Consider the following 18466-nt stretch of genomic DNA (forward strand, 5'->3'; position numbering starts at 1 on the left):
CGATGCCCGGCATGCAGGTATTGCCCTTGAAGCCCGGCTTTTAGCCGGGTTGGTATGCAATTTGTTCGAATAAGGGGAAGAAAACTGAAAAATCACAAGATATGAAAAAGGAAAAAGTTTATAATGAGGCTGTTAGCGGCGATGAAGGGTTCGCCCCCGGCGATGGCTATCCGTCGTGCGACGGGGAGCCTTGTGCCAATGTGTCAGATGAAACCGACGAGGCGACTGACACAATGGCAGACGGCGAATCCGCTGCCGACGCCGACGCCGCCAAGGCGCTCGAAGCGGCCGTGGCCCAGTGGCAGGACAAGTACGTCCGTCTGCAGGCCGAGTTCGACAACTACCGCAAGCGTACGCTCAAGGAGAAGATGGACCTGGTGCAGACCGGGGGCCGCGACGTGCTGCTGGAGATGCTGCCCGTGCGCGACGACGTGCAGCGCGCCGTGGACGCCATGCAGAAGAGCGACGATCTGGAGGCGCTGCGGGCGGGCGTGACGCTCATTTCACAGAAATTTACCGAGGCGCTCCGCCGCAAGGGCGTGACCGAGATCGAGGTGCTGGACAAGGAGTTCGACGCCGATCTTTCGGAGGCCGTTGCCCGGTTCGCCGCCGGCGAGGAGAAGAAGGGCAAGGTCATCGACGTCGTCCAGACGGGTTACATGCTGGGCGAGAAGGTGCTGCGCTTCGCAAAAGTAGTTGTAGGAGAGTGAGACCATGGCAGAGAAGAGGGATTACTACGAAGTGCTGGGCGTTGCGAAGAACGCTAACGCAGACGAAATAAAGAAGGCTTACCGCAAAGCGGCCATCCAGTACCACCCCGACAAAAACCCCGGGGACAAGGAGGCCGAGGAGAAATTCAAGGAGGCCGCAGAGGCCTACGACGTGCTGTCGAACCCCGACAAGCGCGCCCGCTACGACCAGTTCGGCCATGCCGGAATGAGCGGTGCGGCAGGCGGCGGGGCCGGAGGCTTCGGCGGATTCAGCGGCGGAGGGTTCTCGATGGAGGACATCTTCTCGCAGTTCGGCGACATCTTCGGCGGCCATTTCGGGGGCGGCGGATTCCGCTCGTCGAACGGCGGCGGGGGGCGGCGCGTGAACCGCGGCTCGGACATCCGCGTGCGGGTCAGGCTGACGCTGGCGGAGATTGCCAACGGCGTCACGAAGAAACTCAAGATCAACAAGACCGTCGCCTGCGACAAGTGCGGCGGCACGGGAGCCAGGGATGCCAATTCCTATTCGACCTGTTCGACCTGCAACGGCACGGGCCATGTGACGCGGGTGGAGAACACCTTCTTCGGCCGGATGCAGACGCAGGGCGTGTGCCCCACGTGCGGCGGCACGGGCAAGGTGATCACCGCGCCGTGCGACAAGTGCAAGGGCGAAGGCACGCTGCGCGGGCAGGAGGTCGTGGAGATCAAGATTCCGGCCGGCGTGGGCGAGGGAATGGTCCTCACCGTCACGGGCAAGGGCAACGCCGCGCGTCAGGGCGGCGTGAACGGCGACCTGCAGGTGATGATCGAGGAGGAGCGCAACCCCGAACTGGTGCGTGACGGCAACGACCTGATCCACAACCTGAACATCACCGTGACGACGGCCCTGCTGGGCGGTACGGTCGAGGTCCCGACGGTGGACGGGCGCGCCAAGATCAAAATCGCCCCGGGAACGCATGCCGGCAAGGTGCTGCGCCTGGGCGGCAAGGGACTGCCCGACGTGAACGGCTACGGCCGCGGCGACGAGCTGGTGGTGGTGGACATCACCGTTCCGTCGAAGCTCTCGGCCGAGGAGCGGAAACTTGTCGAACAACTGGCCGCACAGCCCTCTTTCCAGAAGGCGGAATCGGTCAAGAACCAGAATATTTTCGAACGGATGAAGAGTTTCTTCCGGTAAAGAGATACTAAAACCGCGGAAAATTCGTACCTTTACCAAGTAGAGGAGACGAATTTTTCGTTTAGGGCCGTCCGGGTTATTCTTTCTGCCGCGATAGCGGCAGATACAAGTCCCCGCCGAGGCGGGGATTTAGGGGATTTAGGGGTGGGTCAGATTTGCATACACGGCGGAACGCCGTGACGACACCCCTCCGGGACGTACTTACGGTTGCAATAATTTAGAACTTACTGTTATGTTAGGCTTTACACCCTTCAAACGACACGCGAATAAATTCAACTATATCCCGCGTTATTACGACCCCGAGAAAGAGGCTCGTGAACAGCGCCGTGCCGAGCTGCGCGGCGAGCGCGCCGAGGATGCCGACCGCGAGTACCAGCCCGGACAGTACATCCGCACCCAGCGCGAAGCCCGGGAGGTGCGGCGTTCGAACGAGGAGGAGCGGGGGCGTATCCGCGTGCTGAAGATGGCCGCGGGGGCCGTGTTGGTGATGCTTTTCATCTACCTGCTCTACCCGAAGCTGGCCGATGTGTTCCTGCGCGCGCAGACCGTACCTGCGGCTAAAACGCAGCAGGTCGAGGAGGGCGGGTTCAATCCCTATGCGCCTATCACGGTCGTTCCCAACGATTACGAGGAGTAAATGGCAGACAAGATCAGATTATTGCCCGAGGTCGTTGCCAACCAGATCGCCGCAGGCGAGGTCGTCAACCGGCCCGCCTCGGTGGTGAAGGAGATGATGGAGAATGCCATCGACGCCGGGGCGGCTTCGGTGAAGGTCAACTTCCGCGACGGCGGCAAGGACCTGATCCAGATCGTCGACGACGGCTGCGGCATGTCGCCCATCGACGCGCGCATGGCCTTCGACCGCCATGCCACGAGCAAGATCGGGGCCGTGGAGGATATTTACGCCCTGCACACGTTCGGATTCCGCGGCGAGGCCCTGGCTTCGATCGCCGCCGTGTCGCAGGTCGAACTGCGCACCCGGCAGGCGGGCGACGAGGTGGGGACCGAGACCGAGATCAACGGCGGTCAGTTCGTGGCGCAGAACCCGGTGATGTGCCCCGTGGGTTCGCAGTTCTTCGTGCGCAACCTCTTCTACAACGTTCCGGCGCGCCGTCGTTTTCTGGACAAGAGCACCACCTCGGCGTCGCAGATCAAGGCCGAGTTCCAGCGCATCGCGCTCTGCAACCCGCAGATCGCCTTCGAACTCTACGCCAACGACGCACCGGTCTATACGTTGCAGGCCGGGTCCCTGGCGGGGCGCATCGTCGATGTGGTGGGACGTCACATCAAGCAGAACCTGCTGGAGGTCGAGGCCGACACTTCGATCGCCCGCATCGAGGGATATATCGGCCGTCCGGCGGCCGCCAAGAAACGCAACACGGAGCAATACCTGTTCGTCAACGGGCGCTTTTTCAAGAGCACCTACCTGACGAGCGCTATCCTGAAAGCCTACGAGAAGCTGATTCCCGAGAGTTGCCAGCCCTCCTATTTCCTCTACCTGACGCTCGATCCCGGGCGTATCGACGTCAACGTGCACCCGCAGAAAACCGAGGTCAAGTTCGCCGACGAGGAGGCCGTGTGGCAGATCGTCAACGCCGCCGTGCGCGAGACGCTGGCCAAAACGGGTGCCGTGCCGCTGATGGATTTCGACCGGGACAGCACGGTGGAGATTCCCGTTTTGCAGAAGGGCGCCGTCTACAGCGAGCCGCTGGCCATGTCGAACAGCGACTACAACCCTTTCCGCGAAGAGTACATCGACCCTTCGGCGCCCGATCCGAACGTCGATTTCACGGGTTTCGACGTGCCTTACCGCGACGGCGGAGGCGTGTCGGACAGTGCCGCCGGAGGATTGCGCACGGGCGGGGGCCGGAGCGCCGTGCCGTCGTTCCCGCGGGCCGCGGCGGGCGGATTCGCCCTGCTGGGTGCGGACGCCGGGGAGTTCGAGGAGTTCGAGTCGGGCGGCGGTTTCGAGATCACCCCTTCGGGCGGCGGTTTCGACGACAGCGTCCTGGATTTCATCCCTTCGTCGGCCGCTCCCGAACAGCAGCGGTTCGATATGCCGCAGCGCCCGGAATTCACCGATGCGCTGCCGCTGCCGGGCGGATATGTCGCCGCCCTGCTGGGCGGCCGCTTCGTGGTCGTCGACGTACGGCGTGCCCGCGAGCGGATTCTTTACGAGGATTACCTCCGGATGCTGGGCAACGGCTCGTCGGTGAGCCAGCAGCTGCTGTTTCCCGAGCGGCTGGTCCTCTCGGGCGACGAATACGCCCTCCTGGAGGAGAACGCCGTGGAGTTCGCGGCCCTGGGCTTCGACATCGACTTCTGCGGCGAAGGGGCCGTCGAGGTGAAGGGTACGCCCGCCGACATGCCCGCCGATTCGGTGGACCGGCTGTTGTTCGAACTGTTGCAGGCCTTTGCGACCCCGGTGTCGCTCTCCGACGTGCGGCGCGAGAAGATCGCCGGCGTGATGGCCCGCTCCGGCTCCAAGGGCGCAGGACGGACCTTGTCGCGCGAGGAGGCCGCGGCGCTGCTCGCACAGCTGGCCGACACGGGCAGTTTCAGTTTTTCGCCCTCGGGCAAGGCGATCACCGCCGAGATCACGCCGGAAGATTTGCGCGCCAAGTTGGGATAATCCGGCGGAAAAGAGTTACATTTGCAAAAATTAAAACGCATGAACCGCTATTTTCAGACCCCTCCGGTGGTCAAGAATTTGATAATCATCAATGTACTGGTCTACATGGCCACGGCGCTGCTGCCCGTCGGCGACACGATCATGCAGTATTGCGCCCTGTCGCTGGGAACACCCTATTTTCATACCTACCAGTTCATCACCTACATGTTCCTGCACGCCAATTTCGAACATATCTTCTTCAATATGTTCGCATTGTGGATGTTCGGGCGCACGCTCGAATACGAACTCGGCTCGCAGCGTTTCCTGACCTTCTACATGGTCTGCGGCGTGGGGGCGGCGCTGATCCAGTACCTCACGGCGCTGGCGTTCGGCGAACTGCCGCTGTTGCTGGTCGGCGCCTCGGGTGCGGTGATGGGCCTGCTGCTGGCGTTCGGCGTGATGCACCCCAATGCGGTCATCATGCTGCTGATTCCGCCTATTCCGATGAAGGCCAAGTGGTTCGTCATCATCTATGCCGTCATCGAGCTGTTCCTCGGATGGAGGGGCGTGGGCAACGTGGCACACTTCGCCCACGTGGGCGGCATGCTGTGGGGATTCCTGCTGCTGCATTGGTGGAAACGCCGGGGAACGATCCGTTTTTAGGCGATGGCTTCCGATTACTATAACGAATACGGGGGAGGCCCTTCGGGGAAACGGCGCCGCAGTCTCGTCATGCGGCTCGTCGACCTGGTGCTGACGCTCGTGACCCTGGTCGTGGGCGTGACGATGGTGCTCACCTATTTCGTCCCGTACGTCGATCCGGGCCGCGTGTGGTTCTTCCCCGTGCTGGGGCTGGCCGCTCCCGCGGTCTACGTCGCGTCGGTCGTGCTGACGCTCTACTGGATCATCCGCTGGCGCTGGGTGTGCGCCGGAGTGATGCTGGCCATCGTGGTGGCGGGGCTTTTCAAGGTCTCGCTCTTCTGGCGTCCCGAAATCCGCCGCAGCTATGCCGCAGAGGCGGCTTTCGACCGCGGTGCGGTCAAGGTCATGAGTTACAACGTGCGCAGTTTCTACGGCGAGGACGGCCGGAGCAGTGTCGACGACATCCTGCGCCTGATCGAGGAGCAGGCTCCCGACCTGATCTGCCTTCAGGAGTTCAATGCCCGCCTTGCGGAACAGTCCGAGGAGTTTACGCTGCTGGGCGAGAAGTACGAGATCGCGCACTTCGGCCGCACGCAGGCCCCGGACTCGGTCTACGGATCTACGCTGACCATCCTGAGCAAATACCGCATCCTGCGTTCGGATACCGTGCTGACGCCTTCGTCTTCGGTTTGGGCCGACGTGATGGTGGGCGAGGACACCGTGCGGATTTTCAACAACCACCTGCGCTCGACGGCCATCAACGCCTCGGACAACCAGTTCATCACCAGCCACCAGTTTCTCTCGGACACGGCGCGCGAGACCAAAATCCGCAGCATCGTGACCCGGCTGCGCGAGAACAGCGTGCTTCGGGCCGCACAGGTCGACAGCATCGCGCAGGTCGTGGGGGCGACGCGCACGCGGCGGATCGTCTGCGGCGATTTCAACGATACGCCCATGTCGTATGTCTACCGCACGATGGCGCGGGGGCTGCGCGACGCCTTCCGTGAGTGCGGGTCGGGCTATGCGCATACGTTCCGCGGTTTTTACAACACGCTGCGCATCGACTACGTGTTGAGCGGCGGTTTCGAACCGCTCTCCTACGAGGTGCTTTCGGTCGACTATTCGGACCACCACCCCGTCGTCGTGCGACTGCGGAAAAGTTCCTGACGAGTTGCCCGGAAAACGGGATGTCGTCCGGCGGAACCGGCCTTTCCGCCGGGTTTTAATTTTCCGGCGGGCGTTGTCCGAAGCGATTTTTTTGCTATCTTGTGGCAAAATTCAGCCATTCGTTCGCTATGATCCGATCCTTTTCGTTCGTAAGGAGAACGCTCTTCCTCTCCGTATGTGGGCTGCTTCTCCTCTCCGGCCGGCTTTTCGCCGGAAATCCCCTGCTGACGCCTTCCGATGCCCCTTACGGGGCACCCCGTCTCGACCGCATCCATGCCGCCGACATCATGCCCGCCATTGAGGAGGGAGTCCGCGCCTATAAGGCCGGGATTGCGAAAATCAGGGCGCTGGACCCCGCGGAGGCGACTTTCGAAAACGTCGTCGCGCCCCTCGACCGCGCCGACAGCCTGCTGGACGTTCCGCGCGCGGTGCTGGGTTACCTGAAATCGAATTTCGGAGGCGACTCCGTGATCCGGATCTCCCTGGAATCCGCGCAGCTGACCGGGGAGGCATACGACGCCGTGACACTCGACACGGCGATCTTCCGTCTGGTGAAGGCCGTCTACGACCGGCGCGACGCGGCCGGGCTGGATTCGCTCCAGCTGCGGACGCTCGGCAAGGTCTACCGGAGCTACATCCGCGGCGGGGCGCTCTGCGCGCCCGAACAGAAGGAACGGCTCAAGGAACTGAACCGCGAGCTTTCGCTCAAACGCATCCGCCACGGACAGAACATCACGCAGGCGACCCAGGAGTTCGTCCTGTACGTGCAGGACAGCAGCCTGCTCGACGGGCTTGCGGCGACGACCCGGCAGCGCTTCGCTCGCAATGCGGCCCGGCAGGGACACCCGGGCATGTGGGCCGTCGGGTTCACGAACGGCGACTATGCGTCGGTCATGGCCTCGGCCACGGATCGGGATTTGCGCAGGAGGCTCTACGAGGCCTACACCTCGCGCTGCATGGACGGGAAGTACGACAACCGGCACTTGTCGGTCGACATCGTCAACCTGCGCCTCGAAAGGGCCCGGATGCTGGGATACGAGAACTATGCCGCCTATACGCTGGAGACGAACATGGCCGGGACGCCCGAAAAGGTCCGCGAACTGCTGCTGCCGCTCAAGGATGCTGCCGCGAGGAAAGGAAGTGCGGAGCGTGCCGAGCTGGAGTCCTTCGCCGTGAAATACGAACGGGATTCGGCTTTCCGGCTGGAACCGTGGGACGTGGCGTTCTATTCGAATAAGCTGCGCAAGGCGAAATTCGGCTCCGAACTGGGACGCATGCGCAACTACCTGCTTTTCGACAATGTGCTCAATGACGGCGTTTTCTATGTGGCCAACCGCCTTTTCGGAATCACGATGACGCCGCGCACGGACATTCCCGTTTTCCACCCCGACGTGCTGACCTTCGAGGCCAGAGACGCCGAAGGCCGTCCCCTCGGACTGCTTTACCTGGATTGCTTCGTCCGCAAGGGCAAACGCGGCGGCGCGTGGTGCTCGCGCCTGCGCGGGTATTCGTGTGCCGCAGAGCGGGAGGTGCTGCCGCTGGTGACCATCAGCTGCAATTTCTCGCGTGCGGCCGAAGGCAGGCCGCAGCTGCTGTCGACCTCCGAGGTCAAGACCCTCTTCCACGAATTCGGGCACGCCCTGGCGGGCTTCTTCTCGCGCGGGCCGTATCCCCAGGTGACGGGCAGTTTCCCGCGCGACATGGTCGAACTGCCCTCGCAGCTGAACGAGCATTGGGCCTGGGAGCCGGAGGTGATGAAGCATTACGCCCGCGATTACGAGACCGGGCGGCCGATTCCCGATGCGCTGATCGCGAAGTTCAAGGAGGCGGAGAACTTCCTGAAGGGGCTTTACCTGACCGATTTCTATGCCACCGCGCTGCTCGACCTCGAATGGCACACCGTGCGGCAGCCGGTCGAAGGGTGCGACGTCGGGGCGTTCGAGCAGGCGTTCCTGAAATGTTACGACTTCCCGGAGCATACCGCTTTCCGCTTCCGGACGACCTATTACAACCATATCTTCGCCAGCAGTTATCCCGCGCAGTACTACTCCTACACGTGGTCGGCGGTGCTGGATACCGATGCCTTCGCGGCGTTCACCGAAACGGGCGATATTTTCGATCCCCGGACCGCGCGCCGTTACCGCCGCCACATCCTGACCGAAGCGGGGTATGACGAGCCGATGGCGCAGTATGTGCGTTTCCGGGGCGCCGTGCCCGATGCGACACCCCTGATGCGCCGTTACGGACTGGCGGAATAGCCGTCCGGCGCAATGGAAGGGGCGTCCGGCAAGCCGCCGAGAACGGAAATCACCCCTGCCGGAGATTGCTCTGACAGGGGTGAAACCGTAAGATTCAGGCTTGTTGGACAAGCCTCTGTTCCGTTCCGGTCACTCCCCGATCTTCTTGCGCGGGTGGACCATGTTTTCGGGTTGCAGCACCTTGTGCAGCTCCTCCTCGCTCATCAGATGGTGTTCGAGCACGAGATCGTAGATCCCCTTTCCGGTTTCGAGGGCCTCCTTGGCCAGCATGCTCGACGTTTCGTAACCCAGGTAGGGGTTGAGCGCCGTCACCAGCCCGATGCTGTTATAGACCATCCGGCGGCAGACCTCCTCGTTGGCCGTGATGCCGGCGATGCACTTCTCGCGCAGCGTGTTCATGGCGTTGATCAGCATTTCGATGCTCTCGAACAGGCAGTGGACGATGATCGGCTCCATGACGTTCAGTTCGAGCTGTCCGGCTTCCGATGCGATCGTCACGGTGAGGTCGTTGCCGATCACGCGGAACGCTACCTGGTTGACGACCTCGGGGATCACCGGGTTGACCTTGCCCGGCATGATCGACGATCCCGGCTGGCGCGGCGGGAGGTTGATTTCGTTCAGTCCGCAGCGGGGACCCGACGAGAGCAGGCGCAGGTCGTTGCAGATTTTCGAGAGCTTCACCGCGAGGCGTTTCTGGGCCGAGGAGTTCATGATGAAGGCGCCCGTGTCGCTCGTGGCCTCGATCATGTTCGACGCCTCGACGAGCGGCAGTCCGGTGATCTCGCGCAGGTAACGAGTGCAAAGCCCCGCGTAGTCGGGGTCGGCGTTGATGCCCGTTCCGATGGCCGTGGCCCCCATGTTGATCTCGAAGAAAAGTTTCATGTTGGCCGTCAGCCGCTCGGTCTCCTCGGTGAGGTTGGCGGCGTAGGCTTCGAACTCCTGTCCGAGAGTCATCGGCACGGCGTCCTGAAGCTGCGTGCGGCCCATCTTGATGATTCCGGAGAACTCCTCGCCCTTGGCATGGAACGCTGCGATGAGTTCGCGCAGCGAGGCCACCAGTTTCTCGATGCTGCGCACCAATGCGATCCTCACGGCCGTGGGGTAGGCGTCGTTGGTCGACTGCGAGAGGTTGACGTGGTTGTTGGGGTGGCAGTAGCGGTACTCGCCCTTTTCGTGGCCCAGGAGTTCCAGCGCCCGGTTGGCGATCACCTCGTTGGCATTCATGTTGGTCGACGTGCCGGCGCCGCCCTGCACCATGTCGACGACGAACTGCTCCTCCAGTTTCCCGGCGCGCAGCTCCTCGCAGGCCCGGATGATCGCGTCGGCGATCGCGGGGTCGAGCAGTCCCAGGTCGCGGTTGGCCATCGCGGCGCCCTGCTTGACGTCGGCCAGGGCGCGGATCAGCTCCGGAAAGAAGTTGAGCCGCACGCGGCTGATGTGGAAGTTCTCCACCGCGCGCATGGTCTGCACGCCGAAATAATACTCCGCCGGGATTTCCATTTCGCCCAGCAGATCGTGTTCACGACGGGTTTTGCCCGAAAGTCTGATCTCCGTAAAGTCCATGATCGGTATGTTTTTATCAAAGGTACGCAAAAGTCGGATGGGCTGAACCGAACCGGATGCGGTCCGGTAAACCGTTCCGACATCAAATATAATGCTTTTTCCGGCACTTTGTTAAAACAAAAAATCTTGTTAACTTTGTATTCGTTCCGCGGGGATCACAGAATCCGGCGGCGGACGAACGCAGGACCGAAAAACAAATAAAGAACATGATTTTAGACTCTCTGAAAAACAGCGCGCTTTACTACGGCGTAAGCCCGCGCATGAAACAGGCTTTCGAACTGATCGCCTCGACCGACTGGACAGCGATGGAGCCGGGTATTCACGAACTCGACGGCAAGGACATCTATGTCAACGTGATGGAGCGCGAGCTGAAACAGAAGCCCGACGCCAAACTCGAAATCCACAACGAGTACATCGACATCCAGGTTCTCATCCGGGGTGTGGAGGAGTCCTTCGGCTGGAGCGAGCGCAAGGATCTCAAGAAGCCGCTGGACGAATTCAGCGTCGAAAAGGACATCCAGCTCTTCGACGACGTGCCGCAAACCTATTACACGATGCGTCCAGGCCAGTTTACGGTGCTTTTCCCCGAGGACGGGCACGCTCCGATGGTGGGCGAGGGCACGGTGCGCAAGATCATCGTCAAAGTGCGCCGGTAAACGCGCAGGCGATACCTTCCGGGCCGGGATTTCCCGGCCTTTTTTTGTGCCCGGGCTTGCTCGTCTCGGGGATTTGTACTAAATTTGCCATACGGATATTCCCGTATGATATGAAAACATCGGCCTTCATATTCCTCTTCCTGCTGGTCTCCTCCCTTTCGTCCGCCATGGATCCGGGAGCGGAATCCGGTATGCCGGCTGCGGACGCGGTCCGGCAGACGGCGGAATGTTTCCTTGCCGGTTCCGAATACGGGGATTGCGTGGCGACGGAGACCGTCCGGACGGCCGTTCCCTCTCCCGTGCGGGCACTGCGCAAGCCGGTGGAAAGCCCGCAGCGGGTATCGGGCGGCGACCGTGATGTCTGCTCCGGGCGGTATTTTCCGCTGGTGCAGGGTTGCTGCACGAAATACGTCGTTTCTTCTTTATTGCGCGGCGGGCAGGCCGTCGTGCCCTTCCATCGCGCCGACTACCTCCGGTTCGGCATTCTGGTCATTTAGCCGTCAAATCCTTTCGTTTTCAATCGTATGATGCCGTCCGTGCATCGTACGTCGGATTTCCGTGTGCGGACTCCGGCTGCCGCATCGACGCCGGTGCGGTGCGGCGAACGACGTTCGGCATGCTTTGCCGCATGCGCAGAATGCTCCGGCACACCCAATGGCAAAACTTTGACGAATGTAAAAAATGGATTTGATTCATATGATCGAAGAGACGTCGCTGATGATGGGCTTCACGTTTATCGTGGGAATAGCCTTCGCGTACGTACTCAAACTGATGACGTTTTTCTTCTCCCGGCTTAACGGAACGGAGATGTCCGCGCTGTTGAGAAAAGGCCGTATATGGGGCCGTGCCTACCGCATGGACATTGCGCGTACCGACCGCTACATCCGTTCGGCCGCCCGGATCGGCGGGGAAGTCCCCGCCGATCCGGATGCGGACCGCGCGATGGACGCTCTGGCCGAATATCATCTCGGCAACCCGGAAGATGCCGCAAGGCAGGACAAGGAGATGACACGCTTATACGAGCTGCACCATGGAACGGTTTGATCTTGGCAATATTTTCCAGGGTATCTCGACGCTGCTGCAATCCGATCCCGCGATCATGTATACGCGCATCGGGCTGATCCTGCTGGGTATCCTGCTGGTTTACCTGGGACGCAGGGGCGTACTCGAACCGCTGGTGATGATTCCGATGGGGCTGGGCATGGCGGCGGTGAACGCCGGGGTGCTGATTTTTCCGGGCGGAATGCACGGCAACCTGTTTCTGGACCCCATGGTCACCGAAACCGATCAGTTGATGAACATTCTGCAGATCGACTTCCTGCAACCGGTCTACACCTTCATGTTCAGCAACGGACTGATAGCCTGCCTGATCTTCATGGGCATCGGGACGATGCTCGACATCAATTTCGTGCTGGCGAAGCCCCTGCAGAGCATGTTCCTCGCGCTGTGCGCCGAGCTGGGCACGTTCGCCGTACTGCCGATCGCCTGTTCGATGGGATTAAGCCCCAGCGACAGCGCTTCGATCGCGATGGTCGGCGGGGCCGACGGGCCGATGGTGCTTTTCACCTCGCTCAACCTCTCGAAGGAGATTTTCGTGCCGATCACCGTCGTCGCCTATCTCTATCTCGGCCTGACCTACGGCGGCTATCCCTATCTGGTGCGGGCGATGGTCCCCAAGCGTCTGCGGGCTATCAAGATGAAACCGGCGAAGAAACCGGCTAAACAGTACAGCGCCGCGACCAAGATTTCGTTCGCTGTGGTGATGTGCGTGATCCTCTGCCTGCTCTTTCCGGTGGCTGCGCCGCTCTTCTTCTCGCTCTTCATCGGCGTGGTGATCAAGGAGTCGGGACTCAAGCACGTGAACGATTTCATCAGCGGGCCGATGCTCTACGGTTCGACGTTTTTCCTGGGAATCCTGCTGGGCGTGCTGTGCGACGCGCATACGCTGCTCGATCCCACGGTGCTCAAACTGCTCGTCCTGGGAATTCTCGCCCTGCTGATCTCGGGCATCGGGGGCATTCTGGGCGGTTATCTCATGTATTTCTTCAAGCGGGGCAACTTCAACCCCGTCATCGGCATCGCCGCCGTCAGCTGCGTGCCCACGACGGCCAAGGTCGCGCAGAAGATCGTCGCGCACGACAACCCCTCGTCGATGATCCTGCCCGACGCGTTGGGAGCCAATATCATGGGCGTCATCACGTCGGCCATCATCGCAGCGATCTACGTGACGGTGATTCCGATGCTGTGACCCGAAAGAGAACCGGCCCGCGGAAAGCGGGCCGGTCTTTTATTTTCCGATGCCGGAATAGCGGAATCCCGCCGCTTCGACCTCGGGCTTGTCGAAAATGTTGCGGCCGTCGACGACTACGTCGCCCCGCATCGTCGCGCGCAGGTGCGTCCAGTCGGGCATGCGCAGCTCCTTCCATTCGGTCAGAAGGGCCACTGCGTCGGCGCCTTCGGCGGCTTCGTACATCGTCTGGGCGTAGCGGACCGGCAGGCCCGCCATCCGGCGGCGGCTTTCGGGCATCGCCACGGGGTCGTAGGCGCACACCTCGGCTCCCGCGTCGAGCAGGCGGCCGATCACCACCTCTGCCGGGGCCTCGCGCATGTCGTCGGTCTCGGGCTTGAAGGCCAGGCCCCAGATTGCGACGACCTTGCCCCGCAAGTCGCCCAGCGCAGCCCGCAGTTTCTCGAAAACCACCCCTTTCTGCTGCTCGTTGACCCGCTCGACGGCCTCGATGACCTGCATCGTGTAGCCGTGTTCCCGGGCCGTGTGGGCCAGCGCCTTCACGTCCTTCGGGAAGCATGAGCCGCCGTAGCCGCAGCCGGGGTAGAGGAACTTGTTGCCGATGCGGGCGTCGGAACCGATGCCCTTGCGGACCATCTCCACGTCGGCGCCCACGCGGTCGCACAGGTTGGCGATCTCGTTCATGAACGAGATGCGTGTCGCGAGCATGGCATTGGCGGCATATTTGGTCATTTCGGCCGAGGGGATGTCCATGAACAGTACGCGGAAATTGGTGATCAGGAACGGCCGGTAGAGCTTGGCCATCAGCTTGCGCGCCCGTTCGCTGTCGACGCCCACGACCACGCGGTCGGGCGACATGAAGTCCTTGATCGCCGCACCTTCCTTCAGGAACTCGGGGTTCGAGGCGACGTCGAACGGGACCTTGCAGCCGCGTTTTTCGAGTTCCTCTTCGATCACGGCGCGCACCTTCTGCGCCGTACCCACGGGCACGGTGCTCTTGGTGACCAGCACGGTGTATTTGCGGATGTGGCGGCCGAAGGTGCGGGCCACGTCGAGAACGTATTTCAGGTCGGCCGAACCGTCCTCGTCGGGCGGGGTCCCGACGGCCGAGAAGACCACTTCGACATGGGGCAGGCACTTCGTGAGGTCGGTGGTGAAGTGCAGGCGTTCCGCCTCCACGTTGCGCCGCACGAGTTCTTCGAGTCCCGGCTCGTAGATCGGGATAATGCCCGCGTTCAGACCGTCTATTTTTTTTGCGTCTATGTCCACGCAGGTGATGTCGAGTCCCATTTCGGCGAAGCAGGCCCCCGATACGAGTCCTACGTAACCCGTTCCCACGATTGCTATTTTCATCATGATTCCTGGAGTTTTTTCCTTTCGGAATGTAAATATAGTCTTTTTTTCGGAATATCCCCGCCGCAGCACGAAAAAGGGCGGTCCGAAGACCGCCCTTGCGTCGTTTTATTTTCCGCACCTGCATCCGGCGACAGCCTCCGCCAGCGTTGCGCAGGGGTCGCACATCTCGTGCGAGTAGCCCTGTTTCATCTCCACGGGATCGCACAGAGGCTCCCACTTCATCTTCTGGGCGAATTCCGCGAGCAGGCGCACCGAGGCTCCGGCCCAGCAGAACGAACCGAACCAGCCGAATTTGCGCTGGGGAATGCCGCGCGCGGCGATGCGGTCGAGCAGTTCGGCCACGGGCGGGAACAGGTTGCCGTTGTAGGTCGGGCCGCCGACGATCAGCGTGTCGAAACGGAAAACGTCGCGCAGGACCACCGACGGGTCGGCGTAGGAGAGGTTGTAGACCCGGATCGGGCCGACGTTCCGCGAGGCCAGTTCGCGCGCGATGCGCTCGGCCATCTGCTCCGTGTTGCCGTACATCGAGGCGTAGGCCACGACCACGCCCGGTTCGCCTTCGTAGCGGCTCAGACGGTCGTAAATGTCCAGGACCTTTGCGATCTGCCGCTGCCACACGGGTCCGTGCGTCGAGCAGATCGTCTCGACGGGAAGCGTGCGGACCTTCTGGAGCGCTTTCTGCACGGGGCCGCCGTATTTGCCCACGATGCAGGCGTAGTAGCGGCGCATCTCGTCCCAGTAACGGTCGGTCTCGACCTGCGAATCGGTGATGCCGCCGTCGAGCGCCCCGAACGTGCCGAAGGCGTCGCCCGAGAAGAGCGTCCGGTCACCGGCGCACCACGTGACCATCGTCTCGGGCCAGTGCACCATCGGGATCATGTGGAATGACAGCGTCTTGCCGCCCAGGTCGAGCGTGTCGCCCTCCTTGACCTCGACCGTGCCGGCGTCGATGCCGTAGAATCCGGCGAGCATCTGCAGGGTCTTGGCGTTGCCCACGACCTGCAGCTCGGGGTAGATGCGGCGCAGGGCCGAGATCGACGACGAGTGGTCGGGTTCCATGTGGTTGACGACGAGGTAGTCGATCCTGCGGTCGCCGATGGCTTCGCGGATGTTGGCTTCGAGGCGGCTTCCGAAGGACTCTTCGACGGTGTCGATCAGGGCGATCTTTTCGCCCACGACCAGGTAGGCATTGTACGACACGCCCGTCGGAAGCGACCAAAGGGCTTCGAAGCGCGTGGTGGTGCGGTCATTGACCCCGGCGTAGTGGATGCCGGGAAGTATTTCGGTAATTGCCATAAACGTTTGTGTTTTGTTTTGGCACAAATTTACGAAAAATATTTTTCCGGTGCTACTGCCGGTTTTTTTATTGCTCCGGCAAGTTGCATGCCGGGGTGTGAAAAAGCACCGTGTGCGGTGCGGCCCTTCATCCGGAAGCAAAACGCCGCAGCCCGGCGAGGGGCTGCGGCGCATGCCGGCAGAACGGCGTATCAGAGGAACCGCGGCATATCTTCGGCCCTGCTTTGGGGAGTGGCCTCCAGCGCGCCGGAGATGATGTCCGACGGGATTTCGGCCTTGACGAAGACGGAGACGTCGCTCGTGCTCGAAGTGCTGGTCAGCGTCATCCGCGTCCCGTCAGCGTTGAACGAAACCCGGTACGAGGAACTTCCCCACGAGGTGTTGTCGCTGTACCGGCCGCTGAGCGTGGGTTTGTCGTAGGAATACGTGCCGTCCAGGTGGACGTATTCGGGCTTGTACAGCCGCTGGTAGAGCTGGAACGAACCCGCCTCGCTGAACGAGAGGTAGACATCGGCGGACTGGAGCGTACTCCACGAAACCAGATGCCAGCTGCCGACGACGCTGCCGTCGCCTTCGGGTTCGGGGGTGTCCTTGGAATCGCCGCACCCGGTCAGCGCGAACGCAGCGGCGAGGCCGATCAATAACAGTTTGATGCTTTTCATAATATGTCCTTGTTTTATAACCAACCTCCGTTCTGGGAATGAATTTCACGCGCGATGAAGGCGAATTCCTTCGTGATCGGCATGCCGTTCATTCCGCTGTTGTTGCCGTTTCCGGCGAGCAGCTTGATCCGGACCACCGCAGAACCGGGTTTGGTGCATTTGAGGATGATCTGGTTGGCGAAGATGGTCGGGGTCGACGAAATGCCCAGCCGGTTCATGTCGTCGGCCGAAATGGAGATTTCCGTAATCTTCAGATCCAGGTTTCCGCCGCCGAGGTACGGCTGCAGGTTCAGCGTGTACTGGCTGCCGACGGGAATCGGGATGCAGGTGATGCCGCGGACGTTCATCAGCACCTGGTAGGCGTCGATATAGCCCGTGCCCATTCCCTTTTTGTGCTGCGACAGGTCGAGCGTCGCCAGGCTGCCCTTGTCGGTGACATACTGTTTCGTTCCGGTGCAGTATTGGTTGATGTCGTTTACCGATGTCAGCAGCAGCGTCGTGAATTCGTTCTGGGTGAAGGTTTTGCCGAGTTGCAGCGCATAGGATAGCCCGAGCGCCGCAACGCCCGAAACATGCGGGCATGCCATCGACGTGCCCTGCATGTAGCCGTACTTTCCGCCGTTGACGGTCGATAACACCTCGGACGCCCCGCTCGTGATGTTTTCCAGATAGGACTGGTAGGCGTCGCCGCCGGGAGCCGCAATGTTGCAGCCGGGGCCGTAGTCGGTGTAGTAGGCCGGGGTGTAGTCGCACGACATGGCCGTTACGGAGATGTAGTCGCGGTAAGCGCCGGGGTAGCTCGACATGCCGGTCATGTCGTTGCCGGCGGCGAATATGGCCAGTCCGCCGCTGATGGCCGCACAGTTCTGTTTGGCGATGAAGTAGTCGATGGCCTGTTTCTCGGCGCTGGCGCCGCTCGAATAGGCCGCGTCGGAGGTTACCGAACCGGCGGGGTAGCCGTAGCTGCATTGGATGATCGCAGCGCCGTTGTCGGCGGCATATTTGATGGCTTTGGCCGATATGGCCGCCGAGCCGCCGTCGTCGTCGTGGAAAATCTGACAGGACATGATCTTCACGCCGTCGTTTTTGCCCGAGCCGCCTGCGATGCCTGCGACGCCCGTGCCGTTGTTATTCACGGCTGCGACCGTCCCGGCCACGTGCGTGCCGTGGTCCGGCGCGTCGCCCTTGGTGCTGATGGTCAGCGTCGTATTGTCGACGAAGTTGAAACCGTGGATGTCGTCGGCATAGCCGTTCGAATCGTCGTCACGGCCTTCCGAACCGTTCTGCTCGGCGGTGTTGGTCCACATGTTGGCGGCCAGGTCGGGGTGGTCCCACTGCACGCAGTTGTCCACGACCGCGACGATGACGCGCGGGTCGCCCGTGCAGAGCTGCCATGCCTCGTCGCAGTTGACGTCGGCGCCCGCCTTGATCTTCGAATAGATCGACTTGTCGCCGGTGTTGATGTAGTGCCACTGTTTGCCCAGGTGGGGATCGTTGAAGCCGACGGCCGCGCGGGTCTGCGGCGCAGCTCCGGCTTCGGCCAGCGGGATGACCTTGCCGTCGTGGACGTGCATCAGCTGCTGGTTGAATTCCACCTTGCTCACTTCAGCGATCCGGGCCATGTCGAGGGCAGCCTTGTCGAGATCGGCGCTGTCATCGAACTCCACGACGTACCAGCGGTGCAGGCCGGCGGCGCGCGTGCGTTCCTCGTTCCGTTCGTCTACCGGAAACAGGCGCTGCAACGCCTTTACCCCGATGTTGCCGAGCACGGCGTCGAAATCGGCGATGCCCGAACGGGTGGCGACGCCGCCCGAACGCGTTACCTGCATGACCGACGATTCGATGCCCGCTACGGCCTCTTCGCCGAAGCAGACCAGCAGTTCGCCCTTGACGGCGTTCTCCGACGAGAATACGAGTTTGGAGGCGGCTTTCGCTTCCGGCTCGGGACCCGTCGCCTGTTCCGTCGCATCCTTGGCGCACGAACCCAGGGCGAGTGCCGCAGACAGGAGCAGCAGGCTCCATAAAGTTGTTGTCCTTGTCATAATTTTATAATCCTAATTAGTATATGTCGTGACCGGCGTTTCGTTTCATTGGACCACAGAACCCGACACGGTCGCTCG

General features: G+C 61.7%; 16 protein-coding genes. 11 read left to right on the forward strand and 5 right to left on the reverse strand.

All coding sequences use genetic code 11. The features are described 5' to 3' along the window. Positions 1-101: 101 nt before the first annotated feature. The 7 genes from ACGHP5_RS11820 (at position 102) to ACGHP5_RS11850 (ending at position 8565) form a co-directional block, all read left to right on the forward strand. A complete protein-coding gene (locus tag ACGHP5_RS11820; RefSeq protein WP_337657793.1) occupies positions 102-710 on the forward strand; it encodes a nucleotide exchange factor GrpE in 609 nt (202 codons plus the stop codon). 4 nt (positions 711-714) lie between these two features. Then, positions 715-1887, forward strand: coding sequence for a molecular chaperone DnaJ (dnaJ, locus tag ACGHP5_RS11825; RefSeq protein ID WP_295904127.1), 1173 nt, complete (start codon positions 715-717; stop codon positions 1885-1887). Between the two features lie 232 nt (positions 1888-2119). Next, positions 2120-2524, forward strand: a complete 405-nt coding sequence (locus ACGHP5_RS11830) for a hypothetical protein (RefSeq protein WP_290532408.1) — start codon at positions 2120-2122, stop codon at positions 2522-2524. Beyond that, the gene (mutL, locus tag ACGHP5_RS11835; RefSeq protein ID WP_390566937.1) at positions 2525-4519 is read left to right on the forward strand and encodes a DNA mismatch repair endonuclease MutL; all 1995 of its coding nucleotides are present in this window, start codon (positions 2525-2527) and stop codon (positions 4517-4519) included. A 39-nt stretch (positions 4520-4558) separates the two neighbouring features. Further along, positions 4559-5161, forward strand: coding sequence for a rhomboid family intramembrane serine protease (locus tag ACGHP5_RS11840; RefSeq protein ID WP_022062236.1), 603 nt, complete (start codon positions 4559-4561; stop codon positions 5159-5161). A 3-nt stretch (positions 5162-5164) separates the two neighbouring features. Further along, on the forward strand, positions 5165-6307 hold the full coding sequence (locus ACGHP5_RS11845; protein WP_390566940.1) for an endonuclease/exonuclease/phosphatase family protein: 1143 nt from the start codon (positions 5165-5167) through the stop codon (positions 6305-6307). A 128-nt stretch (positions 6308-6435) separates the two neighbouring features. Continuing rightward, positions 6436-8565 carry a M3 family metallopeptidase gene (locus tag ACGHP5_RS11850; protein WP_390566942.1) on the forward strand — a complete coding sequence of 710 codons (2130 nt, stop codon included), beginning with the start codon at positions 6436-6438 and terminating at the stop codon, positions 8563-8565. 129 nt (positions 8566-8694) lie between these two features. On the opposite strand, the gene aspA is transcribed toward ACGHP5_RS11850, so the two are convergent. Next, positions 8695-10128, reverse strand: a complete 1434-nt coding sequence (gene aspA, locus ACGHP5_RS11855) for an aspartate ammonia-lyase (RefSeq protein WP_290532404.1) — start codon at positions 10126-10128, stop codon at positions 8695-8697. Positions 10129-10334: 206 nt separating this feature from the next. Between aspA and ACGHP5_RS11860 the strand changes: the two genes are divergently transcribed. The 4 genes from ACGHP5_RS11860 (at position 10335) to ACGHP5_RS11875 (ending at position 13032) form a co-directional block, all read left to right on the forward strand. Further along, on the forward strand, positions 10335-10784 hold the full coding sequence (locus tag ACGHP5_RS11860) for a YhcH/YjgK/YiaL family protein (RefSeq protein ID WP_290532403.1): 450 nt from the start codon (positions 10335-10337) through the stop codon (positions 10782-10784). Between the two features lie 110 nt (positions 10785-10894). Then, complete coding sequence (locus tag ACGHP5_RS11865) at positions 10895-11281, forward strand: hypothetical protein (protein WP_337771638.1); 387 nt, start codon at positions 10895-10897, stop codon at positions 11279-11281. Positions 11282-11465: 184 nt separating this feature from the next. Beyond that, on the forward strand, positions 11466-11828 hold the full coding sequence (locus tag ACGHP5_RS11870) for a hypothetical protein (protein ID WP_390566944.1): 363 nt from the start codon (positions 11466-11468) through the stop codon (positions 11826-11828). Further along, positions 11815-13032: a sodium ion-translocating decarboxylase subunit beta gene (locus ACGHP5_RS11875; protein ID WP_290532400.1), complete on the forward strand. Its 1218-nt coding sequence runs from the start codon at positions 11815-11817 to the stop codon at positions 13030-13032. Before ACGHP5_RS11870 ends, ACGHP5_RS11875 begins: the two co-directional genes overlap by 14 nt. Before the next feature lie 39 nt (positions 13033-13071). Here ACGHP5_RS11875 and ACGHP5_RS11880 read toward each other — a convergent pair whose 3' ends face one another. From ACGHP5_RS11880 to ACGHP5_RS11895, 4 genes are all read right to left on the reverse strand, one after another. Continuing rightward, the gene (locus ACGHP5_RS11880; protein WP_390568430.1) at positions 13072-14385 is read right to left on the reverse strand and encodes a UDP-glucose dehydrogenase family protein; all 1314 of its coding nucleotides are present in this window, start codon (positions 14383-14385) and stop codon (positions 13072-13074) included. A 108-nt stretch (positions 14386-14493) separates the two neighbouring features. After that, entirely contained in the window at positions 14494-15684 is a 1191-nt protein-coding gene (locus ACGHP5_RS11885) for an FprA family A-type flavoprotein (protein WP_390566946.1), read from the reverse strand. A 191-nt stretch (positions 15685-15875) separates the two neighbouring features. After that, positions 15876-16346 (reverse strand): hypothetical protein, encoded by a 471-nt coding sequence (locus ACGHP5_RS11890; RefSeq protein WP_290532398.1) that lies wholly within the window; start codon positions 16344-16346, stop codon positions 15876-15878. Positions 16347-16360: 14 nt separating this feature from the next. Beyond that, positions 16361-18388 (reverse strand): S8 family serine peptidase, encoded by a 2028-nt coding sequence (locus ACGHP5_RS11895; protein ID WP_390566947.1) that lies wholly within the window; start codon positions 18386-18388, stop codon positions 16361-16363. Positions 18389-18466: the final 78 nt, after the last annotated feature.

Origin of the sequence: Alistipes sp. i18-0019-D1 (genome assembly GCF_042852885.1) — a bacterium.
Taxonomy (GTDB): Bacteria; Bacteroidota; Bacteroidia; order Bacteroidales; family Rikenellaceae; genus Alistipes.

Excerpts from the sequence above, each read along its gene's own strand:
- ACGHP5_RS11890 (WP_290532398.1), bottom strand. The coding sequence starts at position 16,346 with ATGAAAAGCATCAAACTGTTATTGATCGGCCTCGCCGCTGCGTTCGCG.
- ACGHP5_RS11865 (WP_337771638.1), top strand. The coding sequence starts at position 10,895 with ATGAAAACATCGGCCTTCATATTCCTCTTCCTGCTGGTCTCCTCCCTT.
- ACGHP5_RS11895 (WP_390566947.1), bottom strand. The coding sequence starts at position 18,388 with ATGACAAGGACAACAACTTTATGGAGCCTGCTGCTCCTGTCTGCGGCA.
- ACGHP5_RS11850 (WP_390566942.1), top strand. The coding sequence starts at position 6,436 with ATGATCCGATCCTTTTCGTTCGTAAGGAGAACGCTCTTCCTCTCCGTA.
- ACGHP5_RS11885 (WP_390566946.1), bottom strand. The coding sequence starts at position 15,684 with ATGGCAATTACCGAAATACTTCCCGGCATCCACTACGCCGGGGTCAAT.
- ACGHP5_RS11880 (WP_390568430.1), bottom strand. The coding sequence starts at position 14,385 with ATGAAAATAGCAATCGTGGGAACGGGTTACGTAGGACTCGTATCGGGG.
- mutL (WP_390566937.1), top strand. The coding sequence starts at position 2,525 with ATGGCAGACAAGATCAGATTATTGCCCGAGGTCGTTGCCAACCAGATC.
- ACGHP5_RS11860 (WP_290532403.1), top strand. The coding sequence starts at position 10,335 with ATGATTTTAGACTCTCTGAAAAACAGCGCGCTTTACTACGGCGTAAGC.
- ACGHP5_RS11820 (WP_337657793.1), top strand. The coding sequence starts at position 102 with ATGAAAAAGGAAAAAGTTTATAATGAGGCTGTTAGCGGCGATGAAGGG.
- aspA (WP_290532404.1), bottom strand. The coding sequence starts at position 10,128 with ATGGACTTTACGGAGATCAGACTTTCGGGCAAAACCCGTCGTGAACAC.
- dnaJ (WP_295904127.1), top strand. The coding sequence starts at position 715 with ATGGCAGAGAAGAGGGATTACTACGAAGTGCTGGGCGTTGCGAAGAAC.
- ACGHP5_RS11840 (WP_022062236.1), top strand. The coding sequence starts at position 4,559 with ATGAACCGCTATTTTCAGACCCCTCCGGTGGTCAAGAATTTGATAATC.
- ACGHP5_RS11845 (WP_390566940.1), top strand. The coding sequence starts at position 5,165 with ATGGCTTCCGATTACTATAACGAATACGGGGGAGGCCCTTCGGGGAAA.
- ACGHP5_RS11870 (WP_390566944.1), top strand. The coding sequence starts at position 11,466 with ATGGATTTGATTCATATGATCGAAGAGACGTCGCTGATGATGGGCTTC.
- ACGHP5_RS11875 (WP_290532400.1), top strand. The coding sequence starts at position 11,815 with ATGGAACGGTTTGATCTTGGCAATATTTTCCAGGGTATCTCGACGCTG.
- ACGHP5_RS11830 (WP_290532408.1), top strand. The coding sequence starts at position 2,120 with ATGTTAGGCTTTACACCCTTCAAACGACACGCGAATAAATTCAACTAT.